Origin of the sequence: Ottowia sp. VDI28 (genome assembly GCF_049532675.1) — a bacterium.
Taxonomy (GTDB): domain Bacteria; phylum Pseudomonadota; class Gammaproteobacteria; order Burkholderiales; family Burkholderiaceae_C; genus Ottowia.
Genome location: NZ_CP149820.1, coordinates 2,250,592 through 2,275,065 on the forward strand (window position 1 = coordinate 2,250,592; position 24,474 = coordinate 2,275,065).

21 protein-coding genes and 2 pseudogenes are annotated in these 24,474 nt (G+C 63.7%); 10 read left to right on the forward strand and 13 right to left on the reverse strand.

Annotation, left to right across the window (positions count from 1 at the left end):
• Positions 1 to 64: 64 nt before the first annotated feature.
• The 8 genes and pseudogenes from WJU18_RS10845 to WJU18_RS10880 form a co-directional block, all read right to left on the reverse strand.
• Positions 65 to 1,240 (reverse strand): PP2C family protein-serine/threonine phosphatase, encoded by a 1,176-nt coding sequence (locus WJU18_RS10845; RefSeq protein ID WP_423460071.1) that lies wholly within the window; start codon positions 1,238 to 1,240, stop codon positions 65 to 67.
• Positions 1,237 to 2,136 (reverse strand): patatin-like phospholipase family protein, encoded by a 900-nt coding sequence (locus WJU18_RS10850; RefSeq protein WP_423460072.1) that lies wholly within the window; start codon positions 2,134 to 2,136, stop codon positions 1,237 to 1,239. The genes WJU18_RS10845 and WJU18_RS10850 overlap by 4 nt, the downstream gene beginning before the upstream one ends.
• Positions 2,129 to 3,013, reverse strand: coding sequence for a patatin-like phospholipase family protein (locus WJU18_RS10855; RefSeq protein ID WP_423460073.1), 885 nt, complete (start codon positions 3,011 to 3,013; stop codon positions 2,129 to 2,131). Before WJU18_RS10855 ends, WJU18_RS10850 begins: the two co-directional genes overlap by 8 nt.
• Before the next feature lie 8 nt (positions 3,014 to 3,021).
• Positions 3,022 to 3,360 carry an STAS domain-containing protein gene (locus WJU18_RS10860; RefSeq protein WP_423460074.1) on the reverse strand — a complete coding sequence of 113 codons (339 nt, stop codon included), beginning with the start codon at positions 3,358 to 3,360 and terminating at the stop codon, positions 3,022 to 3,024.
• An 11-nt stretch (positions 3,361 to 3,371) separates the two neighbouring features.
• Positions 3,372 to 3,805, reverse strand: a pseudogene (locus tag WJU18_RS10865) (ATP-binding protein).
• Positions 3,806 to 3,816: 11 nt separating this feature from the next.
• A complete protein-coding gene (locus WJU18_RS10870; protein ID WP_423460075.1) occupies positions 3,817 to 4,194 on the reverse strand; it encodes a response regulator in 378 nt (125 codons plus the stop codon).
• Entirely contained in the window at positions 4,191 to 5,981 is a 1,791-nt protein-coding gene (locus tag WJU18_RS10875; RefSeq protein WP_423460076.1) for an ATP-binding protein, read from the reverse strand. Before WJU18_RS10875 ends, WJU18_RS10870 begins: the two co-directional genes overlap by 4 nt.
• Before the next feature lie 187 nt (positions 5,982 to 6,168).
• Positions 6,169 to 7,680 (reverse strand): exopolyphosphatase, encoded by a 1,512-nt coding sequence (locus tag WJU18_RS10880; protein WP_423460077.1) that lies wholly within the window; start codon positions 7,678 to 7,680, stop codon positions 6,169 to 6,171.
• A 148-nt stretch (positions 7,681 to 7,828) separates the two neighbouring features.
• On the opposite strand from WJU18_RS10880, the gene pstS reads away from it, so the two are divergent.
• From pstS to phoR, 7 genes and pseudogenes are all read left to right on the forward strand, one after another.
• On the forward strand, positions 7,829 to 8,875 hold the full coding sequence (pstS, locus tag WJU18_RS10885) for a phosphate ABC transporter substrate-binding protein PstS (protein ID WP_423460078.1): 1,047 nt from the start codon (positions 7,829 to 7,831) through the stop codon (positions 8,873 to 8,875).
• A 148-nt stretch (positions 8,876 to 9,023) separates the two neighbouring features.
• A pseudogene (gene pstC, locus WJU18_RS10890) lies at positions 9,024 to 9,988 on the forward strand (phosphate ABC transporter permease subunit PstC).
• Entirely contained in the window at positions 9,985 to 10,869 is an 885-nt protein-coding gene (pstA, locus tag WJU18_RS10895; protein ID WP_423460079.1) for a phosphate ABC transporter permease PstA, read from the forward strand. The pseudogene pstC and the gene pstA overlap by 4 nt, the downstream one beginning before the upstream one ends.
• Positions 10,870 to 10,947: 78 nt before the next feature.
• Positions 10,948 to 11,706 (forward strand): phosphate ABC transporter ATP-binding protein PstB, encoded by a 759-nt coding sequence (gene pstB, locus WJU18_RS10900; protein ID WP_423460976.1) that lies wholly within the window; start codon positions 10,948 to 10,950, stop codon positions 11,704 to 11,706.
• A gap of 18 nt (positions 11,707 to 11,724) precedes the next feature.
• Positions 11,725 to 12,426 (forward strand): phosphate signaling complex protein PhoU, encoded by a 702-nt coding sequence (gene phoU / locus WJU18_RS10905; protein ID WP_423460080.1) that lies wholly within the window; start codon positions 11,725 to 11,727, stop codon positions 12,424 to 12,426.
• A 4-nt stretch (positions 12,427 to 12,430) separates the two neighbouring features.
• Positions 12,431 to 13,159 (forward strand): phosphate regulon transcriptional regulator PhoB, encoded by a 729-nt coding sequence (gene phoB, locus WJU18_RS10910; RefSeq protein ID WP_423460081.1) that lies wholly within the window; start codon positions 12,431 to 12,433, stop codon positions 13,157 to 13,159.
• Positions 13,160 to 13,323: 164 nt separating this feature from the next.
• Positions 13,324 to 14,661 (forward strand): phosphate regulon sensor histidine kinase PhoR, encoded by a 1,338-nt coding sequence (gene phoR / locus WJU18_RS10915; RefSeq protein WP_423460082.1) that lies wholly within the window; start codon positions 13,324 to 13,326, stop codon positions 14,659 to 14,661.
• A 69-nt stretch (positions 14,662 to 14,730) separates the two neighbouring features.
• Here phoR and WJU18_RS10920 read toward each other — a convergent pair whose 3' ends face one another.
• Together WJU18_RS10920 and WJU18_RS10925 are read right to left on the reverse strand one after the other, a co-directional pair.
• On the reverse strand, positions 14,731 to 16,116 hold the full coding sequence (locus WJU18_RS10920; protein ID WP_423460083.1) for an MATE family efflux transporter: 1,386 nt from the start codon (positions 16,114 to 16,116) through the stop codon (positions 14,731 to 14,733).
• 82 nt (positions 16,117 to 16,198) lie between these two features.
• The gene (locus tag WJU18_RS10925; RefSeq protein WP_423460084.1) at positions 16,199 to 17,908 is read right to left on the reverse strand and encodes a hypothetical protein; all 1,710 of its coding nucleotides are present in this window, start codon (positions 17,906 to 17,908) and stop codon (positions 16,199 to 16,201) included.
• 118 nt (positions 17,909 to 18,026) lie between these two features.
• Between WJU18_RS10925 and WJU18_RS10930 the strand changes: the two genes are divergently transcribed.
• Positions 18,027 to 19,001 (forward strand): amidohydrolase family protein, encoded by a 975-nt coding sequence (locus tag WJU18_RS10930; protein ID WP_423460085.1) that lies wholly within the window; start codon positions 18,027 to 18,029, stop codon positions 18,999 to 19,001.
• 58 nt (positions 19,002 to 19,059) lie between these two features.
• Here WJU18_RS10930 and WJU18_RS10935 read toward each other — a convergent pair whose 3' ends face one another.
• The 3 genes from WJU18_RS10935 to trxA form a co-directional block, all read right to left on the reverse strand.
• A complete protein-coding gene (locus WJU18_RS10935; protein WP_423460086.1) occupies positions 19,060 to 19,314 on the reverse strand; it encodes a type B 50S ribosomal protein L31 in 255 nt (84 codons plus the stop codon).
• A gap of 280 nt (positions 19,315 to 19,594) precedes the next feature.
• Positions 19,595 to 20,860: a transcription termination factor Rho gene (gene rho, locus WJU18_RS10940; RefSeq protein WP_423460087.1), complete on the reverse strand. Its 1,266-nt coding sequence runs from the start codon at positions 20,858 to 20,860 to the stop codon at positions 19,595 to 19,597.
• A 319-nt stretch (positions 20,861 to 21,179) separates the two neighbouring features.
• A complete protein-coding gene (gene trxA, locus WJU18_RS10945) occupies positions 21,180 to 21,512 on the reverse strand; it encodes a thioredoxin TrxA (protein WP_423460088.1) in 333 nt (110 codons plus the stop codon).
• Between the two features lie 77 nt (positions 21,513 to 21,589).
• On the opposite strand from trxA, the gene WJU18_RS10950 reads away from it, so the two are divergent.
• The gene (locus WJU18_RS10950) at positions 21,590 to 23,275 is read left to right on the forward strand and encodes a hypothetical protein (RefSeq protein WP_423460089.1); all 1,686 of its coding nucleotides are present in this window, start codon (positions 21,590 to 21,592) and stop codon (positions 23,273 to 23,275) included.
• Positions 23,245 to 24,231 carry a RecB family exonuclease gene (locus tag WJU18_RS10955; RefSeq protein ID WP_423460090.1) on the forward strand — a complete coding sequence of 329 codons (987 nt, stop codon included), beginning with the start codon at positions 23,245 to 23,247 and terminating at the stop codon, positions 24,229 to 24,231. The genes WJU18_RS10950 and WJU18_RS10955 overlap by 31 nt, the downstream gene beginning before the upstream one ends.
• The last annotated feature ends 243 nt before the right edge of the window (positions 24,232 to 24,474 follow it).

Genomic DNA, 24,474 nt, shown 5'->3' on the forward strand with positions numbered 1-24,474 from the left:
GGAGGGAGAGGGAGCATCCCCGACACCCCACGCGTCCTTCTTCATCAACCCCACACCACAACCATCAACTCGCCCCCCGCCGCACCACCAGCAAAGTGACATCATCAAACGCCTCGTCGTGCGTAGACACCCGCAACTCAGCCCGAATACCATCCACAGCCCCATCCGCGCTTTGAACGGGCCGCGCAAGCAACCCCAGCAGACGCTCTTCACTGAAGCGCGTACCATCGGCACAAAGAGCATCGGTCACGCCATCCGTGAAGGCGACCAAGACCTCACCCGGCCCCATCACCACATGGCCGGACAAAAAGGGCAACCCTTCCATCATGCCCACCGCCGGCCCCGTCGGCGCCAACCGCTCGCGCACCCCCTGAAGCCCCGCCAGCATCGGCGCTTCATGCCCGCCATTGACATAGACCAGATCACCCGTCGCAGGATCCAGAACAGCGGCAAACACGGTGGCGAACATGTTGGCGCGGCCATGCGTGCGGGCGATGTAGTCATTCACCCCGGAGACCAGTTCGCGCACCTGCGCCGCGTTATCGCCGCCAGAGGTGAACAAGCGCTCAGCCAGTACCCGGAACAGGCTGCGGAACAACGCCATGAAAAGGGCTGCGCCTACGCCCTTGTCACAGACGTCGGCCACCACCAGCACGGTGCGTGTGCCGCCCAGAACGGGAAAGGCATCATAGAAGTCACCGCTGACCTGGCGGGCAGGCTGGAACCAGGTGGCCAACTCCCAACCCGGTGCCTCTGGCAGGGCTTCGGGCAGAAAGCCGGCCTGGATCTTGCGGGCGATTTCCAGCTCACGCTCCAGGCTGCGCGCGTGCATCTGCTCCCGGTCGTGCAGGCGCTTCTTCGCCAGGCTGGCGTCCACGCGGGCGCGCAAAATATGAGGGTTGAAGGGTTTGGGAAGGTAGTCGTCCGCGCCCAGTTCGATCCCCTTGACGATGCTCTCGCCATCGCCCAGCGCCGAGATCAGAACCACCGGCACATGGCGCAGGCCGTCGTCGGCGCGGATGCGTTCAAGCACTTCGTAACCGTTCATCACCGGCATCATGATGTCCAACAACACCATGTCAAACGCGCTGGCACGCAGCATGTCCAGCGCCTGCTGTCCGTCGGTGGCGGTATCGGTGGCATGGCCTTGTCTTTGCAGCCGCCGTACGAGCAGGTCGCGGTTGGCCTCGGTGTCATCGACCACCAGGATGCGCCCCGGGGCTTGAGCCATGGCGGTCATGCGCCCTCGATGGAAGCTTCGGTCAGCTTCAACTGACGCAAGTAGGGCAGCACCTGCAAGGTAGCCCGTTCACCCTGCTCGATGATGTAGGGAATCAGGTGGGTGTCGCTCACGCCAACAGGTTTCTCGAACTCGGGCATGATCGGCACAATCTCGGCGTGGTGCACGGCGCTGTAGAAAGCATAGGTCGAGCGCAGCAGATGATTGACGGTGGTGGCGATCGAGTGCCGGACCACGCCCCGCAGTGAATCCATGCGTTCCATGGGCGGCGTTTCAAAGCCCATCGCGAGAATGATGTCGGCTCCTTCGCGGATCGCCAGGCTGATGGGCAGCGGATCGGACACGCCGCCGTCGATGAGCAGCCGTCCATCGATCGGCCAGGGCCGAAGCAGCAGCGGCATGGCGATGCTGGCGCGCACGGCGTCGACCAGGCGGCCCGAGGCCAGCCGTACGCGTTCGCCGGAATGGAGGTCGGTCGCGGCGATCAGCAACGGAACCTTGGTGTCGGCAAAGCTGGCATCACCATACAGTTCCTTCAGCGCCTCCCCTACGGCGCGGTCGTTGACCAGCCCGACGCGCTCATTGAAGCCCCAGCGCCGGGGCAGCAGACTGCGCAACACCGAGGCATAGTGCACGCGCTGGAACAGGCCGTCCCACATGCGATGGCTGCGGTGCTCGGCTTCCCGTGCGTCCATGCCCAGCGCCATTCCGGCGGTGTAGAGGCTCCCGCCGCTGCAACCGACCACCAGATCGGGATGAATGCCTTCGCGCTGCAGGATCTTCCACATGCCCACGCCGGCGACGCATTTCAGGCCGCCGGAACCGATCACCACGGCCAACCTCGGACGCCGCCGCAGCGGCGGCGCATCGGGCTGGCGCGCCGCTGCTTCAGGCATGGACCGTCTCCAAAGCCCGCAGCAGATGATCGAGCTGGGCCTCGGTGGCGCGCTGGCCTTCTTCGATGACGTAGGGAATTTCGTGGGTATCGAACAAGCGTATCGGACGGTCGAAGTTGGGCAGCACCGGGATGATCTCGGCGTGATGGGCGAGGTTGTGGAAAGCGTAGTTCGCGCGCAGAAGGTTGTTGGTATAGACGCTGTTGACCTGGAAGGCATAGCGGGTAGCCGAGCGGATCGCCTTCGGATAGGGGCTTTCAAAACCCATGGCCAGGATCACGTCCGCGCTTTCCCGGATGGCCACGTCCACCGGCAGGGGATCGGACACGCAGCCATCGAGCAGCCAGCGCCCGCCGATCTGCCATGGCTTCCAGATGTAGGGAATGGCGATGCTGGCGCGTACCGCATCACGCACGCGGCCCTCGGAAAGCGTGGTCATGCGTCCGCTGTGCAGATCGGTGGCGGCAATGCGCAGCGGGATGGCCGTGTCCTCGAAGCGCTTGTCGCCGTACAGCTGGTCCAATGCCTTCATCAGCGGCTTGTCGCTCACCATGCCGAAGGAGCCGTCGAACTTGAAGAGGCGCGGCATGATGGCCGCCAGCAACGAGGGCATGTCGCGTTTCGTGGTCAGCGCGGGGGTCCACAGCTCGCGGGTCAACCGTTCGCAGGTGGCCACATCATTGCCAAGTGCCATCACGGAGGCGTACAGGCTGCCGCCGCTACAACCCACCAGCAAGTCGATGTCGATGCATTCCCGCTGCAACACTTTCCACATGCCCAGCGCGGCGGCGCATTGGACGCTGCCGGAGCCGATGACCAGAGCCACCCGCTTGCGGCGCGGGGCTGAGCCCACCCCTGATGTCGTGTCTGATCGCATCTTGTGTCCTAGGCGAGAAAGCTGCCCAACGCGCCGTCCACGTCGTCGTAGCATTTCATGATGGTGGTGAAGCCGCTCAGCTCCAGCACCCTGAGCACCACCGGGTTGATGTTGGCCAGTCGCAAGTCGCCGCCGCGTTGGCGCGCCTGCTTGACCGTGGCCAGCAGGGCCCGCAGGCCCGCGCTGCTGGTGTATTCCACCTGGTGCAGATCCGCAACCAATTGGATGTGGCCTGCATCGACATAGCCTTGCAGCGTTTCCAACAGGGTCTCGGCGGTCAGCCCGTCCACGCTGCCGGTGATGACCGCGACGGCCGCGTGTTCTCGGGGGTGAATTTCGATTTGCATTAGTGGCTCCTTCAGGAACTCAAGATGTCCGGTGCCGGCCGGACGCGAATTTTCTTGACCAGGGTGTAGACGTTGCCCCCATGGCGCCCAGGGGCCCGGCGCACCTCATCCATGACCTGGCGAACCAGGTGCCAGCCCAACCCGCCGATGGGCCGTACCTGCCAGTCGGAAGAGAGGTCGGGGGCGGCCAGGCTGGCTGGATCGAAATCCGGCGCCGAATCAGCCAGGGTGACGGTGACGGCCAAGGGGTGGCGGCCACCGTCACCGTGACGGGGCCGGACGCACTGCGATAGCCGTGCCGGAAAATGTTGGTGAACACCTCTTCCGCCGCCAGGCGCAACTCGGACTGGGCCTGGGCATCGGCGTCCATGCCTGTGCAGGCCCGCTCGATCAGGGTGGCCATGGCCGGCAGGTCGGCCATGGCAGTGGCGCGGAGCACGGCCATGGTGTCTGTACTCACGAGGCGACGCCTCCCTCGGGCAGCAGCGCGGCGATCTTCGCGCGCAGGCGCTCGAAATCCACGGGCTTGGTGTCGAAGTCATCGCACCCCGCGGCCAGCGCACGCTCACGGTCGTCGGCCATGGCATGGGCGGTGAGGGCGATGACCGGGATCGACGAGGTGCGCGGGTCGGCCTTGATCCGGCGCGTCGCTTCCCACCCGTCCAGCACCGGTAATCCCATGTCCATCAGGACCACATCAGGCTGCTCCTGAAACGCGGCTTCCACGGCGGCCAAGCCATCCACGGCCGCCACCACGGCATAGCCGCGCCGGGTCAGCCGCCGGGTGAGCATGTCGCGGTTCATGTCGTTGTCCTCGACCAGCAGGATCTTCATGCCGGCTCTTCCATGTGAGGGGCCGGGTCGCCGCCGGTCGCAGGGATGGGCTGGGCGGGTAGGGCGCCCAGATGCCGGCGGATCACCTGGCTCAGGCTTTCGCTGCGGACGGGCTTGACCAGATAGTCCGCGGCACCAAGGGAAAAACCCAGGGGCTTCTGCTCGGTCACCGACACCATTACCACCGGAATCGGCTCCAGTTCGCGATCCGCTTTCAGCTGGGCAAGTACATCCCAGCCATCCTTGCCGGGCATCAGCACGTCCAGCAGCACCAGAGCCGGGCGCAGCTCGCGAATGCGCTGAATGCCTTCGGCGCCGTTGCCGGCCGATTCCGCGCGCAAGCCATGCCGGGCCAGCATGCGGATCATCAACTCGCGGCCCGCTGGATCATCATCGATCACGAAGGCCAGCGGCGCATCCGCCGGTACGGCGGGGCCCGCACCGGGCATCGAGAGGGCGGGAGAACCATCGGCGGGCAGACGCATGGTGAAAGTGGTGCCTTCGCCCTCGGCGCTGCGCATGCTGATGTCGCCGCCCAGCATGTGCGAAAAGTGCCGGCACAGCGCCAGGCCCAGGCCGGTCCCGCCGTATTTGCGGGTAGTGGACGAGTCCGCTTGCGAGAACGGCTGGAACAGGCCCGCCTGCTGCTCGGGCGTCATGCCAATACCCGTATCTTCGACCTCGAACACCAGCCAATCGCCTGCCGCCAGTGCCTCACGGCGTACCCGTAGATGGATCTGGCCGTTCTCGGTGAACTTGGCGGAGTTACCCAGCAGATTGAACAGTACCTGCCGCAGTTTCGTGACATCGGTGTGCATGCGGCCCGGCGCGTCGGCTTCCAGCAGCAAGCGGTTGCCGCGCTGCTCGGCCAGGGCCTGCACGGTATCCACGACGTCCTGCAGGATTGGGGCGAGTTCGACCTCCTCGAGATGCACCTCCATCTTGCCGGCCTCGATCTTGGACAGATCCAGCACGTCGTTGATCAACCCGAGCAGGTGTTTGCCCGCGCGGTGGATCTTCTGCAGATCCGGGATCATCGCCTCATCGCCGGTGTCTTCCGCTTCCTCGACCAGCAGCTCGCTGTAGCCGATGATCGCGTTGAGCGGCGTGCGCAGCTCATGGCTCATGTTGGCCAGGAACAGGCTCTTGGAGCGATTGGCCGTATCGGCCGCCTCCTTCGCCTGCTCCAGTTGCAGGCTTTTTTCCTCGATCTTGCGATTCTGCTCTTCCAGGGTGACGTTCTGCTCCTCCAGCAATTTGCGGCTGCGCACGAAGCGCTTGCTCTGGAGGTAGGAGTGAAAGGCGAACACCGAGCTGGTGACGAAGATGCCCAGAATGCTGGCAAAGACGGTCAGCTGCGGCGATTCGAATTCGACCTGATAGCGGGTAAAGGCGCCGCAGACCAGAATCCCCAGCGCCACGGCAATCCAGCCCCTGCGAGCCGCTCGGAAGCCGCCCACCCCGAGGTTACCCAGGTTGAGCGCCGTGATGAACATGATGCTGGGCCACAGGCTGAAATACATCGCCGCGGTCCAGGCCCCCACCATGACCGAATCAATGACGAGATTGCGGAGCTCCGCGCGCTTGGAATCTTTGCTGAAATAGGCGTGCAGATAGGCCAGTTGCGGCCATAGCAGGCCCCAGAGCAACAACACGGTGAGCGTAGCGGCGCTGGCGCGGCTCTCGGCAAGGAACACCGAATAGAACACCGCGATCAACGGCGGAAAACAGGTGATCCGCACGACATAGTCGAGCCGGACGATCGGATGCAACCTGCGTTTGCTCATGAAGGCTCTCGGACGTGACCGCATGAGTGGCATGAAGGGGCGCTCCGGCGCGGGTAGTAAAAGTGGGCTGAACTACTCCGAGGGTACGTAAGCCGGGCAGGTTTGTATGTCGCCCTTTTTGGCGACAAGACGCCCATGGCGGGTCAGGGCTTTCCCGCGCCCCTCCCGGCTGCAGGGGTATTTACCCTCAGGCTGCAGCCATTTCCAGCTTCAAACCCCAGGGGGTCTTCTGCCACGCCAGGACCTCCTCGCGCAGCAGGTGCGCTGATTGCGGCCAGGCATCGGCCCAGCCGGAACGGAAGGTCAGGGTGAAGCCATGCTCCGGGCTGGGGCTGGCTGCAATGCGGATGTCATCGATGTTGGGTTCCTGGCGGGCGTGGCAGAAAACCACGGCCAGGCGCAGCGCCATCAACTGCTGCATGAACAGCGTGTCGCCAAAGCGCGCTTCCAGCTTGCGCAGCTTGCCGCGATGGCCCAGCACCAACTGGCTCAGGTCGTGCAACTCGTGCATCGAGAATCCTGGGGTGTCGGCGTTGTCGAGAATGTAGGCGCCGTGCTTGTGGTAATCGGCGTGAGAGATATGCGATCCGATTTCGTGCAGCCGCGCTGCCCATTCGAGTTGGCGCTCACAAGCCAGGCGTTCACTCTTCTTCAGGCGCGGCAGCAACTGGCCCAACAGGTGGGCGGCGGCGCGGCCCACACGCGCGGCTTGTGCCGGGTCAGCGCTGAATTTCGCGGCCAGCCGCTCGATGGACGAGGTGCGCACGTCGGTTTGACTGCCTTCGCGGTCGATGAGATCGCACAAGGCACCGTGCCGCAGCGCGCCGCGGGCGTACTGCATGGATTCGATGTCCAGCAGATCGAATACGGCGCGCAAGACCGCCAGCCCGCCGCCCACCACCGGCTTGCGATCGTCCTTGAGGCCCTCGATGCGCACGGCGTCCACGCGCTGGGCCTTGATCAGCCTGTCGCGCAACCAGTCCAGCCCTTCACGGGTGATCATGCCTTCAGTCGGCACGCGGCCGGCCTGTTGCAACACATCAGCCACGGCCCCCACGGTGCCGGACGAGCCATAGGCGGCGTCCCAGCGGCCGGGTACATAAATGGACAGGGCTTCATCAAGCACGGCCTTGGCGGCCACTTCGGCGATTTCGAAGGCGTGCGTCGAGAAGACTCCGTCGGGAAAATACCGCATGGACCAGGCCACGCTGCCGATACGGTAGGACTCCATGGTCTCGGCGGAATAGCCTTGGCCGATGATCATCTCGGTCGAGCGGCCGCCGATATCGACCACCAGCCTTTTCTCGTCGGACTGGGGCAGCAGATGTGTCACGCCCTGGTAGATCAGGCGCGCTTCCTCGCGGCCGGAGATGACATCGATCGGGAATCCCAGCAGTTGCTGCGCCACCACCAGAAATTCCTCGCGGTTGCGTGCTTCGCGCATGGTCTGCGTGGCCACGGCGCGCACCTGGGTGGGCTTGAAGCTGGCCAGCCGTTCGCCAAAGCGGGCCAGGCAGTTCCAGCCCCGCTGCATGGCGTCCTGGGAAAGGCGGCGGTCGGCGTCCAGCCCGTTGCCCTGGCGCACGGTTTCCTTGTGGTATTCCATACGCTGGATCTGGCCCAGTTCCAGGCGGGCGATTTCAAGGCGGAAGCTGTTGGAGCCGAGATCTACGGCGGCGAGACGGGTACCGGGTTGCATGGCGCCGCAGCATAGCACCGGTTGAGGGGCCAATAAGACGAATTTGTGACGGTTTCAGGGGGTGATATTTCCGGGATATGTCTGTCACAGAGATGTCATAAGGCGGTCGTACAGTCTGTTTCGTTCTACCACCACTAAGGTTCGATTCATGAATAACTCTCGCACATTCGCTCTCGGCAGTTTGGTTGGCTTGGCGCTGTTGGGTGCATCGGCCACGGCATTTGCGCAAACCGCCACGGGCGCTGGCGCCAGCTTCCCGGCTCCCCTGTATTCCAAATGGGCCGCCGACTACAACAAGGCCACGGGCGCGCGCGTGAACTATCAATCTGTCGGCTCCAGCGCGGGCATCCGCCAGATTGAAGCCAAGACGGTGGATTTTGGCGCCTCCGATGCGCCCATGACCGACGAAGAACTGAGCAAGAAAGGCCTCGTGCAATTCCCCACGGTGGTGGGCGGCGTGATTCCCGTGGTCAATATCGCCGGTATCAAGCCGGGCGAAATGAAGCTCGACGGCCAAGTGTTGGGGGATATTTACCTGGGTAAAATCACCAAGTGGAGCGATCCCGCCATCACGGCGCTGAACCCCGGCGTGAAGCTGCCCGATGCGCCGATCGCTCCGGTGCGCCGCGCCGACGGCTCCGGCACCACCAACGCCTTCACCAACTACCTGAGCCAGGTCAACGCCGAGTGGAAGTCCAAAGTGGGCGAAGGCACGGCCGTGAACTGGCCTACCGGTGCCGGTGGCAAGGGTAACGAAGGCGTGGCCGCTTTCGTGGGCCGCCTGCCCAACTCGATCGGCTATGTGGAATACGCCTACGTCAAGCAGAACAAGATGAACTACGTGCAGATGAAAAACGCTGCCGGCAAGTTTGTCAGCCCCGATGACGCGGCCTTCAAGGGCGCGGCTGCCGGCGCCGATTGGGCCAAGTCCTTCTACCAGGTGCTGAACAACAAGCCTGGCGATGCTTCCTGGCCCATCACCACCGCCACCTACATCCTGATGCACAAGGCCCAGGACAAGCCTGCCCAGGCCACCGAAGTGCTGAAGTTCTTTGACTGGGTCTACACCAACGGCGACAAGGCCGCCAGCGATCTGGACTACGTGCCTATGCCCGCCAGCGTGAAGGATTTGATCCGCCAGCGCGCCTTCACCGAAATCAAGGACGCTTCCGGCAAGGCCGTGGCTGTCAAGTAATCCCAGGAAGATCAATCAGCCCGCCGCACGCTCGACGGGCTGATTGGTACCGGCTTTTCATCAAAGTTTGGGGTTAAATACTGTGTCTTCCACTCTTCCTGTTGGCGCCGATGGTTTTCCCCTGCCAGACCAGCGGCCCAGGGTCTCCATGAACAATCCCCCTCCCGTGCGCAAGGCGCGCAGCGGCGCCGGCACCGACCTGATGTTTGCCGCCCTGACCAAGGGGGCCGCGCTGCTCACCTTGGGTGTGCTGATCGCCATCATGGGATCGCTCCTGATGGGCGCCTGGCCGGCCGTCAAGCAATTCGGCCTTGGCTTCCTGACGAGCGCGAAATGGGATCCGGTGCAGCAGGAGTTCGGCGGCCTGGTGATGATCTACGGCACGCTGGTCACCTCGCTGATCGCTCTGGCGATCGCGGTGCCCGTGAGCTTCGGCATCGCGCTGTTCCTGACCGAGCTGGCCCCCAATTGGCTCAAACGTCCCCTGGGCACCGCCATCGAGTTGCTGGCTGCCATTCCGTCCATCGTTTACGGCATGTGGGGCCTGCTGGTGTTCGCACCCATTCTTTCCACCTACGTCCAGCAGCCGCTGCAACGCTGGTTCGGGGATGTGCCTGTGCTGGGCTCCCTTTTTCCGGGCCACCGGTGGGTATCGGCATTCTTTCGGCCGGCATCATCCTGGCCATCATGATCATCCCGTACATCGCCTCGGTGATGCGCGACGTTTTCGAGGTGACGCCGGCCCTGCTGAAGGAATCGGCCTATGGCCTCGGATCCACCACCTGGGAAGTCGTCTACAAAGTCGTGCTGCCCTACACCAAGGCCGGTGTGATTGGCGGCATCATGCTGGGGCTGGGCCGCGCATTGGGTGAGACCATGGCGGTGACCTTCGTCATCGGCAACATGAACCAGCTCAATTCCCTCAGCGTGTTCGAGGCGGCCAATTCGATCACTTCGGCGCTTGCCAACGAATTCGCGGAAGCCGGCCCTGGGCTCCACCAAGCCTCGCTGTTGTATCTGGGCCTGGTCCTGTTCTTCATCACGTTCGTGGTGCTGACGCTGTCCAAGGTGCTGCTGTCCCGGTTGGCCAAGGGTGAAGGAAGCAAGTCATGAGTACCGCCTCTTCTGGTTTTTCTTCCGGTTTCGCCTCGGAAGCCCGCCTGGCGGTTTATGGCCGGCGCAAGCTGGTCAACAAGATTGCCCTGAGCCTGTCGTTCGCGGCCATGTTGTTCGGCTTGTTCTGGCTCGCCTGGATCCTGTGGGAAACCTTGAGTTCGGGGTTGGGTGGCATCAATCTGGCCACTTTCTCCCAGGCCACGCCACCACCCAACACCGAAGGCGGGCTCATCAACGCCATCTATGGATCACTGATGATGGTTGGCGTGGCAACCCTGGTCGGGACGCCCATCGGGATCCTGGCCGGCATCTACCTGGCTGAGTACAGCCGCGGCAACCTGCTGGGCAGCGTGACGCGTTTCGTCAACGACATCCTGCTGTCGGCGCCTTCCATCGTGATTGGCCTTTTCGTGTTCGAGGCAGCGGTGCGGCCCTTTGGCGGATTTTCGGGTTGGGCCGGTTCCGTGGCTCTGGCGCTGATTGTGATTCCCGTGGTCATCCGCACCACCGAGAACATGTTGAACCTGATTCCGCCAGGCCTGCGCGAAGCAGCCTATGCGCTCGGTACGCCGAAGTGGAAGGTGATCCTGAGCATTACGCTGCGGGCCGCCCGGGCTGGCGTCACCACCGGCATTCTGCTGGCCGTGGCTCGTATCGCGGGTGAAACGGCACCGCTGCTGTTCACGGCGCTGTCGAACCAGTTCTGGTCAGCCGATCTGTCCTCGCCCATGGCGAGCCTGCCTGTCGTGATCTATCAGTTCGCGATGAGCCCCTATGAAAACTGGCAGCACCTGGCCTGGGCCGGTGTGTTCCTGATCACGATCGCGGTGCTGGGCTTGAATGTCCTTGCGCGTTCGCTGTCTCGCAGCAAAAGTTAAGAATTGAAAGAGGTCCCCGGAATGTCCGCAGTCCTTGAAGCCCCGGCCGCCACGCTTGGCGCCCATGCCACCACCCCCATGCCGAAGGCAAAAATTTCGGCGCGCAACCTGAATTTCTATTACGGGAAATTCCATGCGCTCAAAAACATCAACATCGACATTCCCGAAAGCAAGGTGACCGCGTTCATCGGCCCCTCGGGTTGCGGAAAATCCACGCTGCTGCGTATTTTCAACCGCATGTTCGAGCTCTATCCCGAGCAGCGCGCCGAAGGCCAGATCCTGCTGGACGGCCAGGATCTGCTGGACAAGAAGGTGGATGTGGCGCTGGTGCGCGCCAAGGTGGGCATGGTGTTCCAGAAGCCCACGCCGTTCCCGATGTCGATCTATGACAACATCGCTTTCGGTGTGCGCCTGTTCGAAAACCTGAACAAGGGCGATATGGATGACCGCGTGGAATGGGCGCTGCGCAAGGCGGCCCTCTGGAACGAGGTCAAGGACAAGCTCGGCCAGAGCGGCAGCGGCCTCTCCGGCGGCCAGCAGCAGCGCCTGTGCATCGCGCGCGGCGTGGCCATCAAGCCCGAAGTGCTGCTGCTTGACGAACCCTGCTCGGCGCTCGATCCTATCTCCACCGGCAAGGTGGAAGAACTGATTGCCGAGCTGAAGGACGAATACACCGTGGCGATCGTCACGCACAACATGCAGCAGGCCGCTCGGGTGAGCGACTATACGGCCTACATGTACCTGGGCGATCTGGTGGAATTCGGCGAAACCGAGCAAATGTTCTTCAAGCCCAAGCGCAAAGAGACCGAAGACTACATCACGGGCCGCTTCGGCTGAGCCAAGGAGACTTAACCCATGCACGAGAAGCATCTTTCCAGCCAGTTCGACAGCGATCTCAACCGGGTGTCCACCCGCGTGCTGGAACTGGGGGGTCTGGTTGAATCGCAGATCCGGCAAGCCATCTACGCGTTGTCGGAGTTCAGCACCGAAGTCGCCGACCAGGTGATTGAAACGGAAACGCGCGTCAACTCCATGGAACTGGAGATCGACCGTGAGCTGTCGAGCATCATCGCGCGGCGGCAGCCAACGGCGGTCGATCTTCGGCTGCTGCTGGCGATTTCCAAGACCACGGCCAACCTGGAGCGCGTGGGCGACGAAGCCGCCAAGATCGCGCGCATGGTCAAATCCATCATCGACGCCGGGGCCGCGCGCACCTTGCCGGCAGGCGAGTTGCGGGTGGCGGCCGACATGGCGGCCTCCCAGCTGCGTAAGGCGCTCGATGCCTTTGCCCGGCTCGATGTGACCGAGGCCGTGTCGATCCTGAAGGAGGACGATCACCTCGACAACGAGTTCGATGGTTTTGTGCGCAAGCTCATTACCTACATGATGGAAGACCCGCGCACCATCTCAGCCAGCCTGGATCTGCTGTTCCTGGCCAAGGCCATCGAGCGGATCGGCGACCATGCGAAGAACATCGCCGAATTCATCATCTACATCGTCAAAGGAGCGGATGTACGCCACGCTTCCATGGAAGAGGTGGAGTCCGCCACCCGATGAAGAAATGAGAACTATGCCCCGTGTACTGATAGTTGAGGACGAGGCCGCGATCGCCGAGTTGATCGCGGTGAATCTGCGCCACAATGGATTCCAGCCCACTTGGGCTATGGACAGCGAAACCGCTCAGCGCGAGCTCGACGCCGTGCTGCCGGATGTCATCCTGCTCGACTGGATGCTGCCCGGCGAGAGTGGTCTATCGCTGGCCAAGAAATGGCGCAAGGATGCGCGCACCAAGAGCGTGCCCATTCTCATGCTCACGGCCCGGGGCGATGAGTCTGACCGCGTGGCCGGCCTCGATGCCGGCGCCGATGACTACATCACCAAGCCGTTCTCGACCAAGGAAATGCTGGCGCGCATCCGTGCCGTGCTGCGCCGCCGCGCCCCGGAGCAGGTAGGTGGTTCCGTCGCCATCGGTAGCCTGCTGCTCGACGCCTCCACGCATCGTGTGTCCTATGACGGCCAGATGCTCAAGATGGGCCCCACCGAGTTCAAGCTGCTGCACTACATGATGAAAAACGCAGAGCGGGTGCATAGCCGCGGCCAGCTGCTGGACAAGGTCTGGGGCGATCACGTCTTCATCGAGGAGCGTACCGTTGATGTGCACGTCAAGCGCCTGCGGGAGGCCCTGGGCGTGGCCGGCGTATTGATCGAGACCGTGCGCGGCGCGGGCTATCGCCTGACCGCCCAGCCTCTGGTGCAGATTCCAAGCCCCCAAGACGCCACACAAGTTTGAATGTGAACAGTGTCTCCTCGTAGGTTGGCGCTGAGCGCAGCGAAGCCCAACAAGCATGCCCTCCTTGGCGCCGCCGCTTGTTGGGCTTCGCTGCGCTCAGCGCCAACCTACGCGAATACGCGCATACTCTGAACTCGCCCTGGCGAGTGCAAAGAAGCCTTCTCATGATTTTCCGCGTCACGATGTTCTTTCTTGCCCAGTTGCTGGGCGGCGTACCAGGTTGGCTCCTGGGCGGCTGGCCGGGGGCTCTGGCGGGCTCGGTCATTGGTGCTGCGGCGGTGTTCATTGGCGATTCGCTGCGCGGGCAGAGCTTCATCCGCTGGGCGACGGATCCGGACACCTCGGCGCCGCCCGTGCAGCGGGGCCTGTGGGGCGAGGCCGCGTACCGCACGCGCCGGGCGTTGCGTTTGGAACAGCAAAAGGCCCAGAACAGCACGCAGCGCCTGGAGGAATTCGTGGAGGCGATCCAGGCCTCGCCCAATGGCGTGGTGCTGCTCGATCCCGAAGGGCGCATCGAGTGGTGCAACGAGATCGCGGCACAGCACTTTGGCTTCGATGCCGAGCGAGACAAGCTTCAGCACATCGGCAATCTGGTTCGCCAGCCCGTCTTCGCGGCCTACTATGCGGGCAAGAGCTTTGAGCGTGATGTCAAGCTGATCGGCAGCGCCGACAGCCCCACCCATCCCGTCAAACTCTCGGTGCAACTGCATCCGTATGGCGAAGGCCACAAGCTGCTGCTTTCGCGCGACATCACGGCGCTGGCACAGGCCGAAGCCATGCGGCGGGATTTCGTGGCCAACGTATCGCACGAAATACGCACGCCGCTCACGGTGCTGGCCGGGTTCGTGGAAACCATGCAGAGCCTGCCCCTGTCAGAGGCGGAGCGCGAAAGCTATCTGTCACTCATGGCCGTGCAATCGGAGCGCATGCAGACGCTGGTCAATGATCTGCTCACGCTTTCCCAGCTCGAAGGCAGCCCTTTGCCAGGCGCGGGTGAAATGCTCGACCTCGGTACGCTCATGGGGCAATGCGAAGCCGAGGCGCGCGGCTTGTCTCTGCTGCTGCATCCGCTGGACGAGCGGCCACAAGCCCTGCATTTCGGCCCTGCGCCTGATTTCGTGCTGGCGGGCTCGCTGAGCGAGTTGCGCAGCGCGGCCTCGAACCTGATCAACAATGCCGTGCGCTATACCCCGGGTGGCGGGCGCATCGATGTGCGCTGGAGCCGGCTGGCTGACGGCAAGGTGCAGTTGGCCATTATTGATACAGGTCCTGGCATTGCGCCCGAACATCTGCCGCGGCTGGCGGAGCGGTTTTACCGGATAGACCGTAGCCGCTCGCGCGAGTCAGGTGGCACGGGGCTTGGCCTCGCGATCGCCAAGCACGTGGCCCAGCGCCATGGCGGAGAATTGCAGATTACCAGCAAGCTTGGCAAAGGTTCCTGCTTTGCGCTGGTCTTTCCCGCTCAGCGTGTGCGCAACAAATCCCTGGTAGTACCCCAGTAGCCAGACGGTTGGTAGGGTGTGCACGACGTCTGCACGCGGTGCGCCCGCCCCAGCCACTCGCACAGCCCCTCATCTCCGAGAACGCCGCGTAACCCGCCACACCAGCCCCAGGAAAATAACAGCCACCAGCGCCGTTGCACCCGCACTCGCGATCCAGAACGCTTGGGGCGCCGACATCGCTGGCCAGGGCCCCAGCCCATGGAATGCCAGGCGGTAGCCGCCCGTCAATCCCATTCCCCACAGCAGCAGGCAATAAATGAGCAGCGGCGCCAGCACGATCCGGTAGCTGCGCAGGATGAAGACGCTCACGGCCTGGAGCGCGTCGCCAAGGTGATAGATCCCCACCCAGGCCAGCAGCACCGAAGCGGTCGCAATGATGGCCGGCTCTTCCACATACAGGCTTACCAGGGGGCGTGCCAGCAATGTCATCAAGCTGGTCAGGCACAGGGCCAGGGCACCCGCCGCGCCAAGCCCCAGCATGGCAGCCCGGCGCGCTTCGGCCTCATGGCCGGCGCCAAGCCAGAAGCTTACCCGCGCGCTGGTGGCGATACCCAGCGCCAGCGGCACCATGTACAGCAGGGCTGCCACGTTCGATGCGATCTGATGGCTCGCTGCTGCCAGGGTGCCCAGGCGGGCAATGAAAAGCGCCATCAGCGTGAACGAGGTGACTTCCACCATCACCGCCAGCCCGGCAGGAATGCCAAGGCGGGCGAAGGCGCCGATCTGCTTCCAGTCGGGCCGTTCCATGCGGCTCCAGATGCCATAGGGCTGGTAGAAGCCACGAGTGCGCAGCAGCCATACCGCCACCGCGAAGAGCGCATAGTTGACTACCAGCGTGGCCCACGCGCAGCCGGCCGCCCCTTGCGGCGCCAGGCCAGCGCCGCCGAAAGTGAACCAGATCGAGAGCAGCACCTTGGGCAGCAGTGCGCCCACTTGCAGTACCGACACCAGCCGGGGTTGGCCCAGGCTCTGGTTGAGCGTGCTGAACAGGCGAAAGAACAGGGCGGGAGGCAGGGCCCAGGCCAGCACGGACAGATATCGTTCCACCTCGATCTGCAATTCCGGCGGAACCCCGGTGGCGCGCAGCATGGGGCCGGGTGAGAGCAGCACGGCCATGCCCACCAGGATCGTGAAGATGCACAGGTAGAGCGCTTGCCGTACGGACGGGCCTACTTCGTGGCGCCGCTGGCCTCCGTGCAACTCGGCCCACACCGGCAGCAGCGCCTGCAAGACGCCCATCAAACCCACATAGACGCTGACATACAGCGCGGCCCCTACCGAAAGGGCCGCCAGCGCGGTTTCGGAGTAGCGCCCGGCGACCACCGTGTCGGTGACGCCAAAAGCCATCACGGCCAACTGGCCGGCGAGCACGACGCCTGCGTGGCTGCCTATGTGGCGAAGTTCCTGGAAGCTTCCTTTGGAAGTGCTGATATCCGTGGCCTGTTTGGCGACCATTTGAGCTCAACTGAGTGCACCCTCTCCTGGAGGCCGGAGAGAGTGGAGGATGGGGCAATGCTCTTAGAGCGTGAACACGTTCTTACCGAGCAGGGGCTGTGCGCTTGAAAATCAGCAGCGTGTCGCTGGCCTCGGTAGGCCGCGATACGCGGTCCGTGAGCACCCACTGCGAAGTGTCGAGAACCGCTGGCAGGTCTTTCTGCGCATTCACATCCACCAGCAGCCACGAGCAGCGCTCGGGGCTGTCCAGCGGCTGTGTCATCCAGCCTCCATGAAAGCGTGCGGCGGCGAGTTGAGGCGTGCTCATGCCGAACGCGTACACGCATGGCGCAGGCCCGACGATGCGATGCACTTCGCGCATCTGCGGCGCCAGGCTGCGCGCATAGTCCAGGGCGGGAAGCCACAAGGTCATCAGGAGCAGCCAGCACAGGGTGGAGCCCGCGGCGGGAAGGACCAGGCTTTTCCATAGCGCGGTGCGGTGGCGGCCGGTGCGCCATCTTGCCAGCATGCACCAGGCGAGTGTGCCGGCCAGGGCGGCGAGAAAGGCCAGCCACTGGAACACCGGCTCGAAGCCAGGCGCCAGCCGGGCCACGTTCTGCGCGGGCTTGGGCGGTATGCCGGTTTGCAGTGACAGCCAGACGACCCAGATCACAATCGCCCAGACGCTGAAGAAGAGCACCGTGAACCAGTCAATGAAGGCCGAGGCACTGCGCTTGAACGTGGGCAGCGCGAACGCCGCTAGCGCTGCCAGCGCGGGCAAGGCCAGCAGCAGGGAGCGGTCATTGGCGTAGGTGACGACCGTGGCCACCACCGGCACAAGCGCCATGAAAAAGGGCAGGCCCAGATGCCGGTGCTGGCGCATGTCGAGCAGGTAGCGCCGCCAGCGCCAAAGCGTCCAGAGTACGAGTGGCCAGGCGGGCCAGGTGAACCACAGGAACAAACGCCCGATGATGCGCCACCGGTCCCAGTCGGCCAGCGGGAGCTCGATGCTCCAGCGGAACAGGTCCAGGGATTGCGCCAGCGCGGCGCTGGCCAGGGTGCCGCCGAGCACGGCGGTGAACGTGCGCCAGCGCGTGGGGGCTTCGATAGGGGTGACGCGCGGGCTGAGCAGGGCGAGGGCACTGACCCCGCCGTAGATCAAGGCCATGACCGGTGCGCCGGAGAGCGTCAGGCCGGGCAGACCGAAAGCCAGGGCGAGTGTGGCATTCAGGGTACGAAACGGAAAGGCCGCAAACCCGTAGAACACCAGCGAGACGAAAAAGAGCTGCGCCAGGGCGGGGGTGGTTTCGTGCGAAAGTTGTGCGAGGCCCAGGGTAGCGATTAGCGCCAGCAGGCTGCCGTCCGCCAGCGCACGCGCGTAGTCGGCAGGTTTGGCTTCTCCGCCGAAAGCGAAGGCCACTGGCTGGGCACTGGGGTTCCTGGCCAGGTAGTAAACCGCATACCAAGTGGCCGCCAGCGTGAGGCTCAGCATCAGCGCAAAGGGAATGCGGACCACGAAATCAGGGGCGATCCAGCCCGGCGCAAGCTGAATGAACCAGGCTCCGAGCCAGTAAGGCAGCAGCGCCGAGGTTTCAGCGGGCGTGCCCATCAATGTGGGATGCAGCCAGGCCTGCAGATGGCTCGCGCCGACCAACTCCAGCATGTAGCCGAACGAAGTGATGTCCGCGTTCTTCCACGGTTCCCGGCCAATGTAGCCCGGCAGCACGTAGGCTACACACAACAGTAGCAAGGCAAGGCGCGGCAGGCGGCGCACTGCATCCTGCGTGACAAGGGCGGGGCTAGGCTGATTCAAGAGATTCGTTCAGACGGAAAACCGAGCGATTTTGCCGGATTGGAGAAGGGCTTGGAGGCGTCATGGCCTGCGGCTGTGGTCAACCAGTGCGCAGGATATGTCGTTAGCACCACTAACTATGACTCCGATCGTATTGTCGGCTTTTTTAGCCCTTTTTTCGCTGGCGGCCTGGTCTCAGACCGATACACAGGCTGATCGACCCGCAGCCGCGCGGCAGATGCGTCAATCCATGCCTGCGGGTACTTCCGCAGAAGGCCCGGCCTTGAGGGCCACGCCACCTGCCAGCCTGATTCCCTTTGTCGATGCGCATGCGCACCTGAACGACCCCGCCATGCAGTTGGAGCTGATGCAGCGCTGGGGCGCCAGCCATGCGGTGGTGTTCTGGGGCGGGCGTAGCAGCAACGAGTCTGTCGCGGAAGCGGCGCGGGCTTATTCGGGACAATTGATCCCGTTTGCCTCGATCTCGCCGGAACGCACCGCCTATCGCCCCGCCTGGATTCAGAATGATGAGGCTTTGCTCAAGCAATTGGATGCTTTGCTCTCCACGGGTTTGTTCAAGGGTATCGGCGAGATATCCGCCGTGCATTTCCCTTCCGCTGGCTTCGACGAAACCGATTTCAGCCCAATGAGCCCCATGGCCGTGGGGATCCTGGCACTGGCACGTCAATACCGGGTGCCGGTAATGCTGCACGTGGAAAGCACGCGCATGGCCGAGTTGAGCCAGTTGTTGGAGCGGTTTTCCGATGTGCCGGTGATCTGGGCTCATGGTGGCTACACGCCTCTGTTCCTGGCGCGCCGCATGCTCGAGCGCCACGGCAATCTGTATTACGAGCTAAGCGCCCGTACCTGGCCGCACCATCCGCGCTCGCCGGATTACACCATCTTGCGCGATGGGCAGCAGGTATGGCCCGAGTGGTTGCGGTTGATCGAGGCGATGCCGCAACGCTTTCTGGTGGGAACCGATGCGAGCAACCGCTCGGCTTCGGTCGATGACCTGAAGTTTGCCAGTGTGCAAAATTTTCTGGCCCAGCTTTCGCCGTCCGCACGCGAGCAGGTGGGCAGCGGCACGTTGCTCAAGCTTGTTGGGAAATAAAAAAGGGGTAGCACGGATGACCGTGCTACCCCTTTTGAGTTGCTTTTTAAGCGAGTGCTCAGCGAGCCACTTTGCCGAAGCGGTTACGGAACCGCTCGACACGGCCGCCCATGTTATCGACCGATTTCTGCGTGCCCGTGTAGAACGGGTGGGATTCGCTGGAAGTATCCAGTTTGAAGAGCGGCAGCTCGCGGCCGTCATCCATCTTCACGGTTTCCTTGGTAGGAACGCACGAGCGCGTCACGAACTTGAAGCCGTTGGAGAGGTCCACGAAGCAGACTTCGCGATAGTCGGGGTGAATGCCTTCACGCATGATCAAAATCCTTGTGTTGCGTTACGGGAGCCGCGCCAGCCATTCCAGCGTACTTTCCGAGAAACCCTAAATTATAGCCTTACTCTGCCCAAATACCATCAGATGGCCGAAAAGGGCTTAGAACGTGTTCAAAATCTCCTCGCGGGTCCCTTGCGCCCGAAAAGCAGCGTCTGCGGCGTTGAAAATCCTCGCGATACCACGAGGTATCCCTGCGGTTTTCGCCTTGCAGTCACAGCTTTTCGAACACAAGGGCCCTCGCGACGAGATCTTGAACACGTTCTTAACCACCCCGGCGCATCATGTCGAAGAACTCGACGTTGGTCTTGGTGGCCTTCATGCTCTTCAGGACCATTTCCATCGACTCGATCTCGTCCATGTTGTACATGAACTGGCGCAGGATGCGGGTCTTCTGCAGTACCTCGGGCGCCAGCAGCAGTTCTTCACGGCGGGTGCCGCTGCGGTTGAGCTGGATCGAGGGGAACACGCGTTTTTCATACAGGCGCCGGTCCAGGTGGATCTCGCTGTTGCCGGTACCCTTGAATTCCTCGAAGATCACTTCGTCCATGCGGCTGCCGGTGTCGATCAGCGCGGTGGCGATGATGGTCAGGCTGCCGCCTTCTTCGACGTTGCGCGCAGCGCCCAGGAAGCGCTTGGGGCGGTGGAGGGCGTTGGCGTCCACGCCGCCGGTCAGCACCTTGCCGGAAGAGGGCACCACGTTGTTGTAGGCGCGCGCCAGGCGGGTGATGGAATCCAGCATGATCACCACGTCCTTCTTCAGCTCGACCAGGCGCTTGGCTCGCTCGATCACCATCTCGGCCACGTGCACGTGGCGGGCGGCGGGTTCGTCGAACGTGGAGGCAATGACTTCGGCCTTCACCGAGCGCTGCATGTCGGTCACTTCCTCGGGGCGCTCGTCCACGAGCAGCACCATCAGGTGGCTTTCGGGGTAGTTGGCGGCAATGGCGTGGGCGATGGTTTGCATCATCACCGTCTTGCCGCTCTTGGGCGGCGCCACGATCAGGGCGCGCTGTCCCTTGCCGATAGGGGCGATGACGTCGATCACGCGGCCGGTGATGTTTTCCTCGCCCTTGAACCCGTCGCGCTCCAGGCGCATCTGTTCGCGCGGGAACAGCGGCGTGAGGTTCTCGAACATCACCTTGTGCTTGTTCTGCTCGGGCGGGCCGCCGTTCACGGCGTCCAGCTTGGTCAGGGCGAAATAGCGCTCGCCATCCTTGGGGATGCGGACTTCGCCTTCGATCATGTCGCCCGTGTGCAGGTTGAAGCGCCGCACCTGGCTGGGGCTGATGTAGATGTCGTCCGTGCTGGCGGTGTAGCTGGTGTCCGGACTGCGCAGGAAGCCGAAGCCGTCGGGCAGTATCTCGAGCACGCCATCGGCGAAGACCTGTTCGCCGGCCTTGGCGCGCTTCTTGATGATGGCGAACATCAGCTCTTGCTTGCGCATGCGGCCAGGGTTCTCGATCTCAAGGGCCTCAGCCTGCTTGAGCACTTCAGACACGTGTAGTGCCTTGAGTTCGTTCAGATGCATGAATGCTTGTCCTGCAATGGGGCCACCCGGATGCGCGACCACAAAAAACCGAAACTGAAAATACGGGAGAGGGGAGTGGAAGGAGGCTCAGGCAGAAGGCCTGATCTCGGGTGTCCTGGACCTCAGGGCACCGGGCTGACGTTCACCTGCGCGCCAGCAATGAGGAAAGATTATGACAGGAAATTGGAGGCGGTTTTGAAAAATTCCCCCAAGCTTCCTCGTTTGAGGAGATTTTCCACCCCGCATGGAGCAGCATTCGCTGGGGGTAACCGTACTCAGGAAGGGCTCAGGGCGCGGTTCGGGCGCCCTGCGCGTACTCTCAAGCCAGTTGCTGGTCGATGAACTGCGTCATCTGGGCTTTGGTCATGGCGCCGACCTTGGAGGCAGCGAGCTGGCCATCCTTGAACACCATGAGTGTCGGGATGCCGCGAATGCCGTATTTGGCGGGCACGGCGCGGTTTTCGTCCACGTTCACCTTGGCGATCTGGAGTTTGTCGCCGTAGGCGCCGGCCAGTTCGTCGAGCGCAGGGGCAATGGCTTTGCAGGGGCCGCACCACTCGGCCCAGAAGTCCACCAGCACGGGCTTGCTGGATTGCAGAACATCGGCTTCGAAAGAGCTGTCGCTCACATGCTTGATCAAATCGCTGGCCATGAAAAATCCCTCGAAAAAAATGGCGGCTGGTTGAAAACCTAAAGCGGATAAAGTTGGGCCATTGTGACAGAAACCCCATGTCCTTGCGTCCTGTGATTTCTCCTGGCCTGGCGCCAGAAAACACCGCACAGCCGGTGCCAAGCCCTCATCTGGAAACCTGGCGGCAACTGCTCGGTCAGGTGCGTGAACACCTGTCGGCCGCTGGCGCGCATCCGGCGCGCAGCGTGGTGCTGCTGCCTTACCTGCAACTGGTACCGCTGGCTGCGGGCCTGTGGGCCGAGCAGTTTCCCGACGGCTTCGCGCCGCGCTTCGAGACCACGCGCACGTGGGCGGCCCGTGTGGGCATGTTCGCGCCTGGTCCGAACGATATCGCTTCGGATCATGGCCGTGATCTGCTCACGGCCGCCTCGTTGCTGGAGGGAGCCGGGCTGGGCGCGCGGCGCGCGCTGCTGACAGGCCCCCTGGTGGAGCAGGCCATGCAATTGGCGCCGCTGGCCGCCAGTGTGCCTGCCGAGTTGCGGCCCGACTGGGCCGAGCAGGCGCGCGCTGCCGTGCCGGCCGTCCAGGGCGGGCCGTTGGCGCTGGAGTCCGCCGTGGCGCGCATCGCCATCGCCTGGGCGGCGGCCTCCGATTACGCCACCGATGTGCTGTTCGAGCCCCGCGTGGCGCGCGAGCTGGATGCGCTGGTGGTGGTCAATGGCTTGCAGCCGGATGAGTTGATTTCTTCCCTCATCGATCACTTTGCCGAACGCGCCTGGGCGCTGACGCCGGAAACCGGGGGCCCGTCCGGCCGTCTCGTCCTGCATGCCGCGCGCAACGGGGAGGATGAGGCCCAGCGCGCGGCGGCTTGCGTGCTGCGCCACATCGAGGCCGGCCGCGTGCCGGTGGCGCTGACGGCAGGCGATCGCCTGCTCACGCGCCGTATCAGCGCGTTGCTGGCCGCGCAAGGCGTGCGCCTGCGGGATGAAACCGGCTGGAAGCTTTCCACGACCCACGCTGCCGCGCAACTGATGGCGGGGCTGCGCGCATGCGCGCACCACGCGTCTACCGACGCCGTCATCGATTGGCTCAAGCTGGCGCCTGCTTTCGCCGAAGTGGATGCAGCAGGCATTCGGGCCTTGGAGAGGCGATTGCGGCGCGATGCGGTGCGGGACTGGGCCAGTGTCGCGGCCTCTCCTGAGGGCGGGGCGCTCGTCAGCCGCGTCGCTGCGCTGCGCGACACCATGCAGGCTCCACGCCGGCTGCCCGATTGGCTGGCGGCTACCCAAGCGCTGCTTGAAGAGGCGGGCCTGTGGTCCGGGATGGCGGCCGATGCAGCGGGCGAAGCGGTCATGGCGGCGCTGGGCTTGCAGGAGGCCGAACAGGCCACGCTGCAGGCATGGCCCGCAGCACAGCGGCGCATGCCGCTGCCGGAGTTCACTTCCTGGGCCAGCGATGCCCTGGAGGCGGCCAACTTCCGTCCGCCGGTGCTGGCCGATGCGCAAGCCGTCATCCTGCCGATGAGCCAGCTGCTCGGCCGGCCTTTTGCCGCGCTGGTGTTGCCGGGCGCTGATGAGCAGCGCCTGCCCGCCGCGCCGGACCCCCTGGCTCCTGGAGCACCGCGCAGCGCGAGGTTTTGCGCCTGCCCACGCGCGGGGTGCTCGAGACCGCGCAGCGCGCGGCTTGGCGGGTGGCGCTCCAGACGCCTTTCGTGGATGTGCTGTGGCGGTGCAGCGACGATAGTGGAGAGCCTTTGCTGCCTTCGCCACTGGTGCAGGCCTTGAGCCTGCAAGGCGGTACGGAGGAGGGCGGGGAGCCGCGTGAGCCGCGCACCGTCGCGCCGCAGCCTGTGGCGCCGCCGCAGCCGCGCGGCGATGCGTTGCCAGCCATGCCGTTGTCAGCCAGCTCCTATGACATGCTGAGGGCGTGTCCCTATCGGTTCTTCGCGTTGCGGCAGTTGGGCCTGCAGGACGAAGGCGAGCTGGATGTGGATGTAGACAAGCGGGATTTCGGCAACTGGGTGCACCGGGCCTTGCGCCTTTTTCATGAAGCCCTGCAGGCCGAGCCCAGTGGCGACCGTGTGGCGCTGCTGGATGCGGCGGCGCTGCAGGCCACGCAGGATGAGGCGCTCGATGAGGGTGAGTTTTTGCCGTTCGGGGTGGGGTGGCCGGCGTTGCGGGATGGCTATCTGAAATGGCTGGCTGAACACGAGGCTTCCGGCGCTGTGTTCGAGGTGGCTGAGAAGGATGTACGGGTGGCGTTGGGGCAGCTTCAGTTGCGAGGGCGGCTGGATCGCCTGGATCGGCTCCCGGACGGAGCGCCTTTGATCGTTGACTACAAGACGGAGCCGCTGGCGCGTACGAAGGATCGGTTGAAGGGGGGCAATGAAGATACGCAGTTGCCCTTTTATGCCTTGCTTTCGGGGGCGGATGCGCCGCGGGCGGCTTATCTGAATGTGAGCGAGCGGGAGGGGAGCAGTCTGCATGAGACGCCTGAATTGCTGTTGCTGGCGGAGCAGCTTTATGAGGGGATGCAGAGTGATATGGCGCGTATTGCGGGGGGGATCCGCTGCCGGCTTTGGGGGAGGGGGCTGTGTGCGAGTGGTGTGAGGCGCGGGGGTTGTGCCGCAAGGATTTTTGGAGTGCCGAATGAGGTGCGGTTTTGTCTCTCTCTCCCTCTCCCTCTCCCTCTCCCTCTCCCTCTGGGAGAGGGTTGGGGTGAGGGCTTTCACGGCGGTTGATCTGAATGGTTTTCTGTTAGCTATCAGAGGTCGGAGGCCGGGATTGCCCCCGGCGGTGCAGTCACCTTCTTTTGCGTCGCCACCGGATCGCCGGCCGAAAGAAAGTAACCCAAGAAAAGGCGACCCCACTTGCCGTGTCCCTACGCTTCGCTGCGGGCAACCTGCGGTGCTCGACCGAGGGGTGGTGCTGCAGAACTCGCTATGTTCACTTCGTTCACGCCGCTCAAACAGCTGCAGCAAGCT

Coding starts and splice junctions, on each gene's coding strand:
- pstA (WP_423460079.1), top strand. CDS start 9,985: ATGAGTACCGCCTCTTCTGGTTTTTCTTCCGGTTTCGCCTCGGAAGCC.
- phoU (WP_423460080.1), top strand. CDS start 11,725: ATGCACGAGAAGCATCTTTCCAGCCAGTTCGACAGCGATCTCAACCGG.
- phoB (WP_423460081.1), top strand. CDS start 12,431: ATGAGAACTATGCCCCGTGTACTGATAGTTGAGGACGAGGCCGCGATC.
- WJU18_RS10850 (WP_423460072.1), bottom strand. CDS start 2,136: ATGCCTGAAGCAGCGGCGCGCCAGCCCGATGCGCCGCCGCTGCGGCGG.
- WJU18_RS10930 (WP_423460085.1), top strand. CDS start 18,027: ATGACTCCGATCGTATTGTCGGCTTTTTTAGCCCTTTTTTCGCTGGCG.
- pstS (WP_423460078.1), top strand. CDS start 7,829: ATGAATAACTCTCGCACATTCGCTCTCGGCAGTTTGGTTGGCTTGGCG.
- rho (WP_423460087.1), bottom strand. CDS start 20,860: ATGCATCTGAACGAACTCAAGGCACTACACGTGTCTGAAGTGCTCAAG.
- WJU18_RS10845 (WP_423460071.1), bottom strand. CDS start 1,240: ATGACCGCCATGGCTCAAGCCCCGGGGCGCATCCTGGTGGTCGATGAC.
- WJU18_RS10860 (WP_423460074.1), bottom strand. CDS start 3,360: ATGCAAATCGAAATTCACCCCCGAGAACACGCGGCCGTCGCGGTCATC.
- WJU18_RS10935 (WP_423460086.1), bottom strand. CDS start 19,314: ATGCGTGAAGGCATTCACCCCGACTATCGCGAAGTCTGCTTCGTGGAC.
- WJU18_RS10875 (WP_423460076.1), bottom strand. CDS start 5,981: ATGAGCAAACGCAGGTTGCATCCGATCGTCCGGCTCGACTATGTCGTG.
- trxA (WP_423460088.1), bottom strand. CDS start 21,512: ATGGCCAGCGATTTGATCAAGCATGTGAGCGACAGCTCTTTCGAAGCC.
- pstB (WP_423460976.1), top strand. CDS start 10,948: ATGCCGAAGGCAAAAATTTCGGCGCGCAACCTGAATTTCTATTACGGG.
- WJU18_RS10920 (WP_423460083.1), bottom strand. CDS start 16,116: ATGGTCGCCAAACAGGCCACGGATATCAGCACTTCCAAAGGAAGCTTC.
- WJU18_RS10880 (WP_423460077.1), bottom strand. CDS start 7,680: ATGCAACCCGGTACCCGTCTCGCCGCCGTAGATCTCGGCTCCAACAGC.
- WJU18_RS10870 (WP_423460075.1), bottom strand. CDS start 4,194: ATGAAGATCCTGCTGGTCGAGGACAACGACATGAACCGCGACATGCTC.
- WJU18_RS10950 (WP_423460089.1), top strand. CDS start 21,590: ATGTCCTTGCGTCCTGTGATTTCTCCTGGCCTGGCGCCAGAAAACACC.
- phoR (WP_423460082.1), top strand. CDS start 13,324: ATGATTTTCCGCGTCACGATGTTCTTTCTTGCCCAGTTGCTGGGCGGC.
- WJU18_RS10855 (WP_423460073.1), bottom strand. CDS start 3,013: ATGCGATCAGACACGACATCAGGGGTGGGCTCAGCCCCGCGCCGCAAG.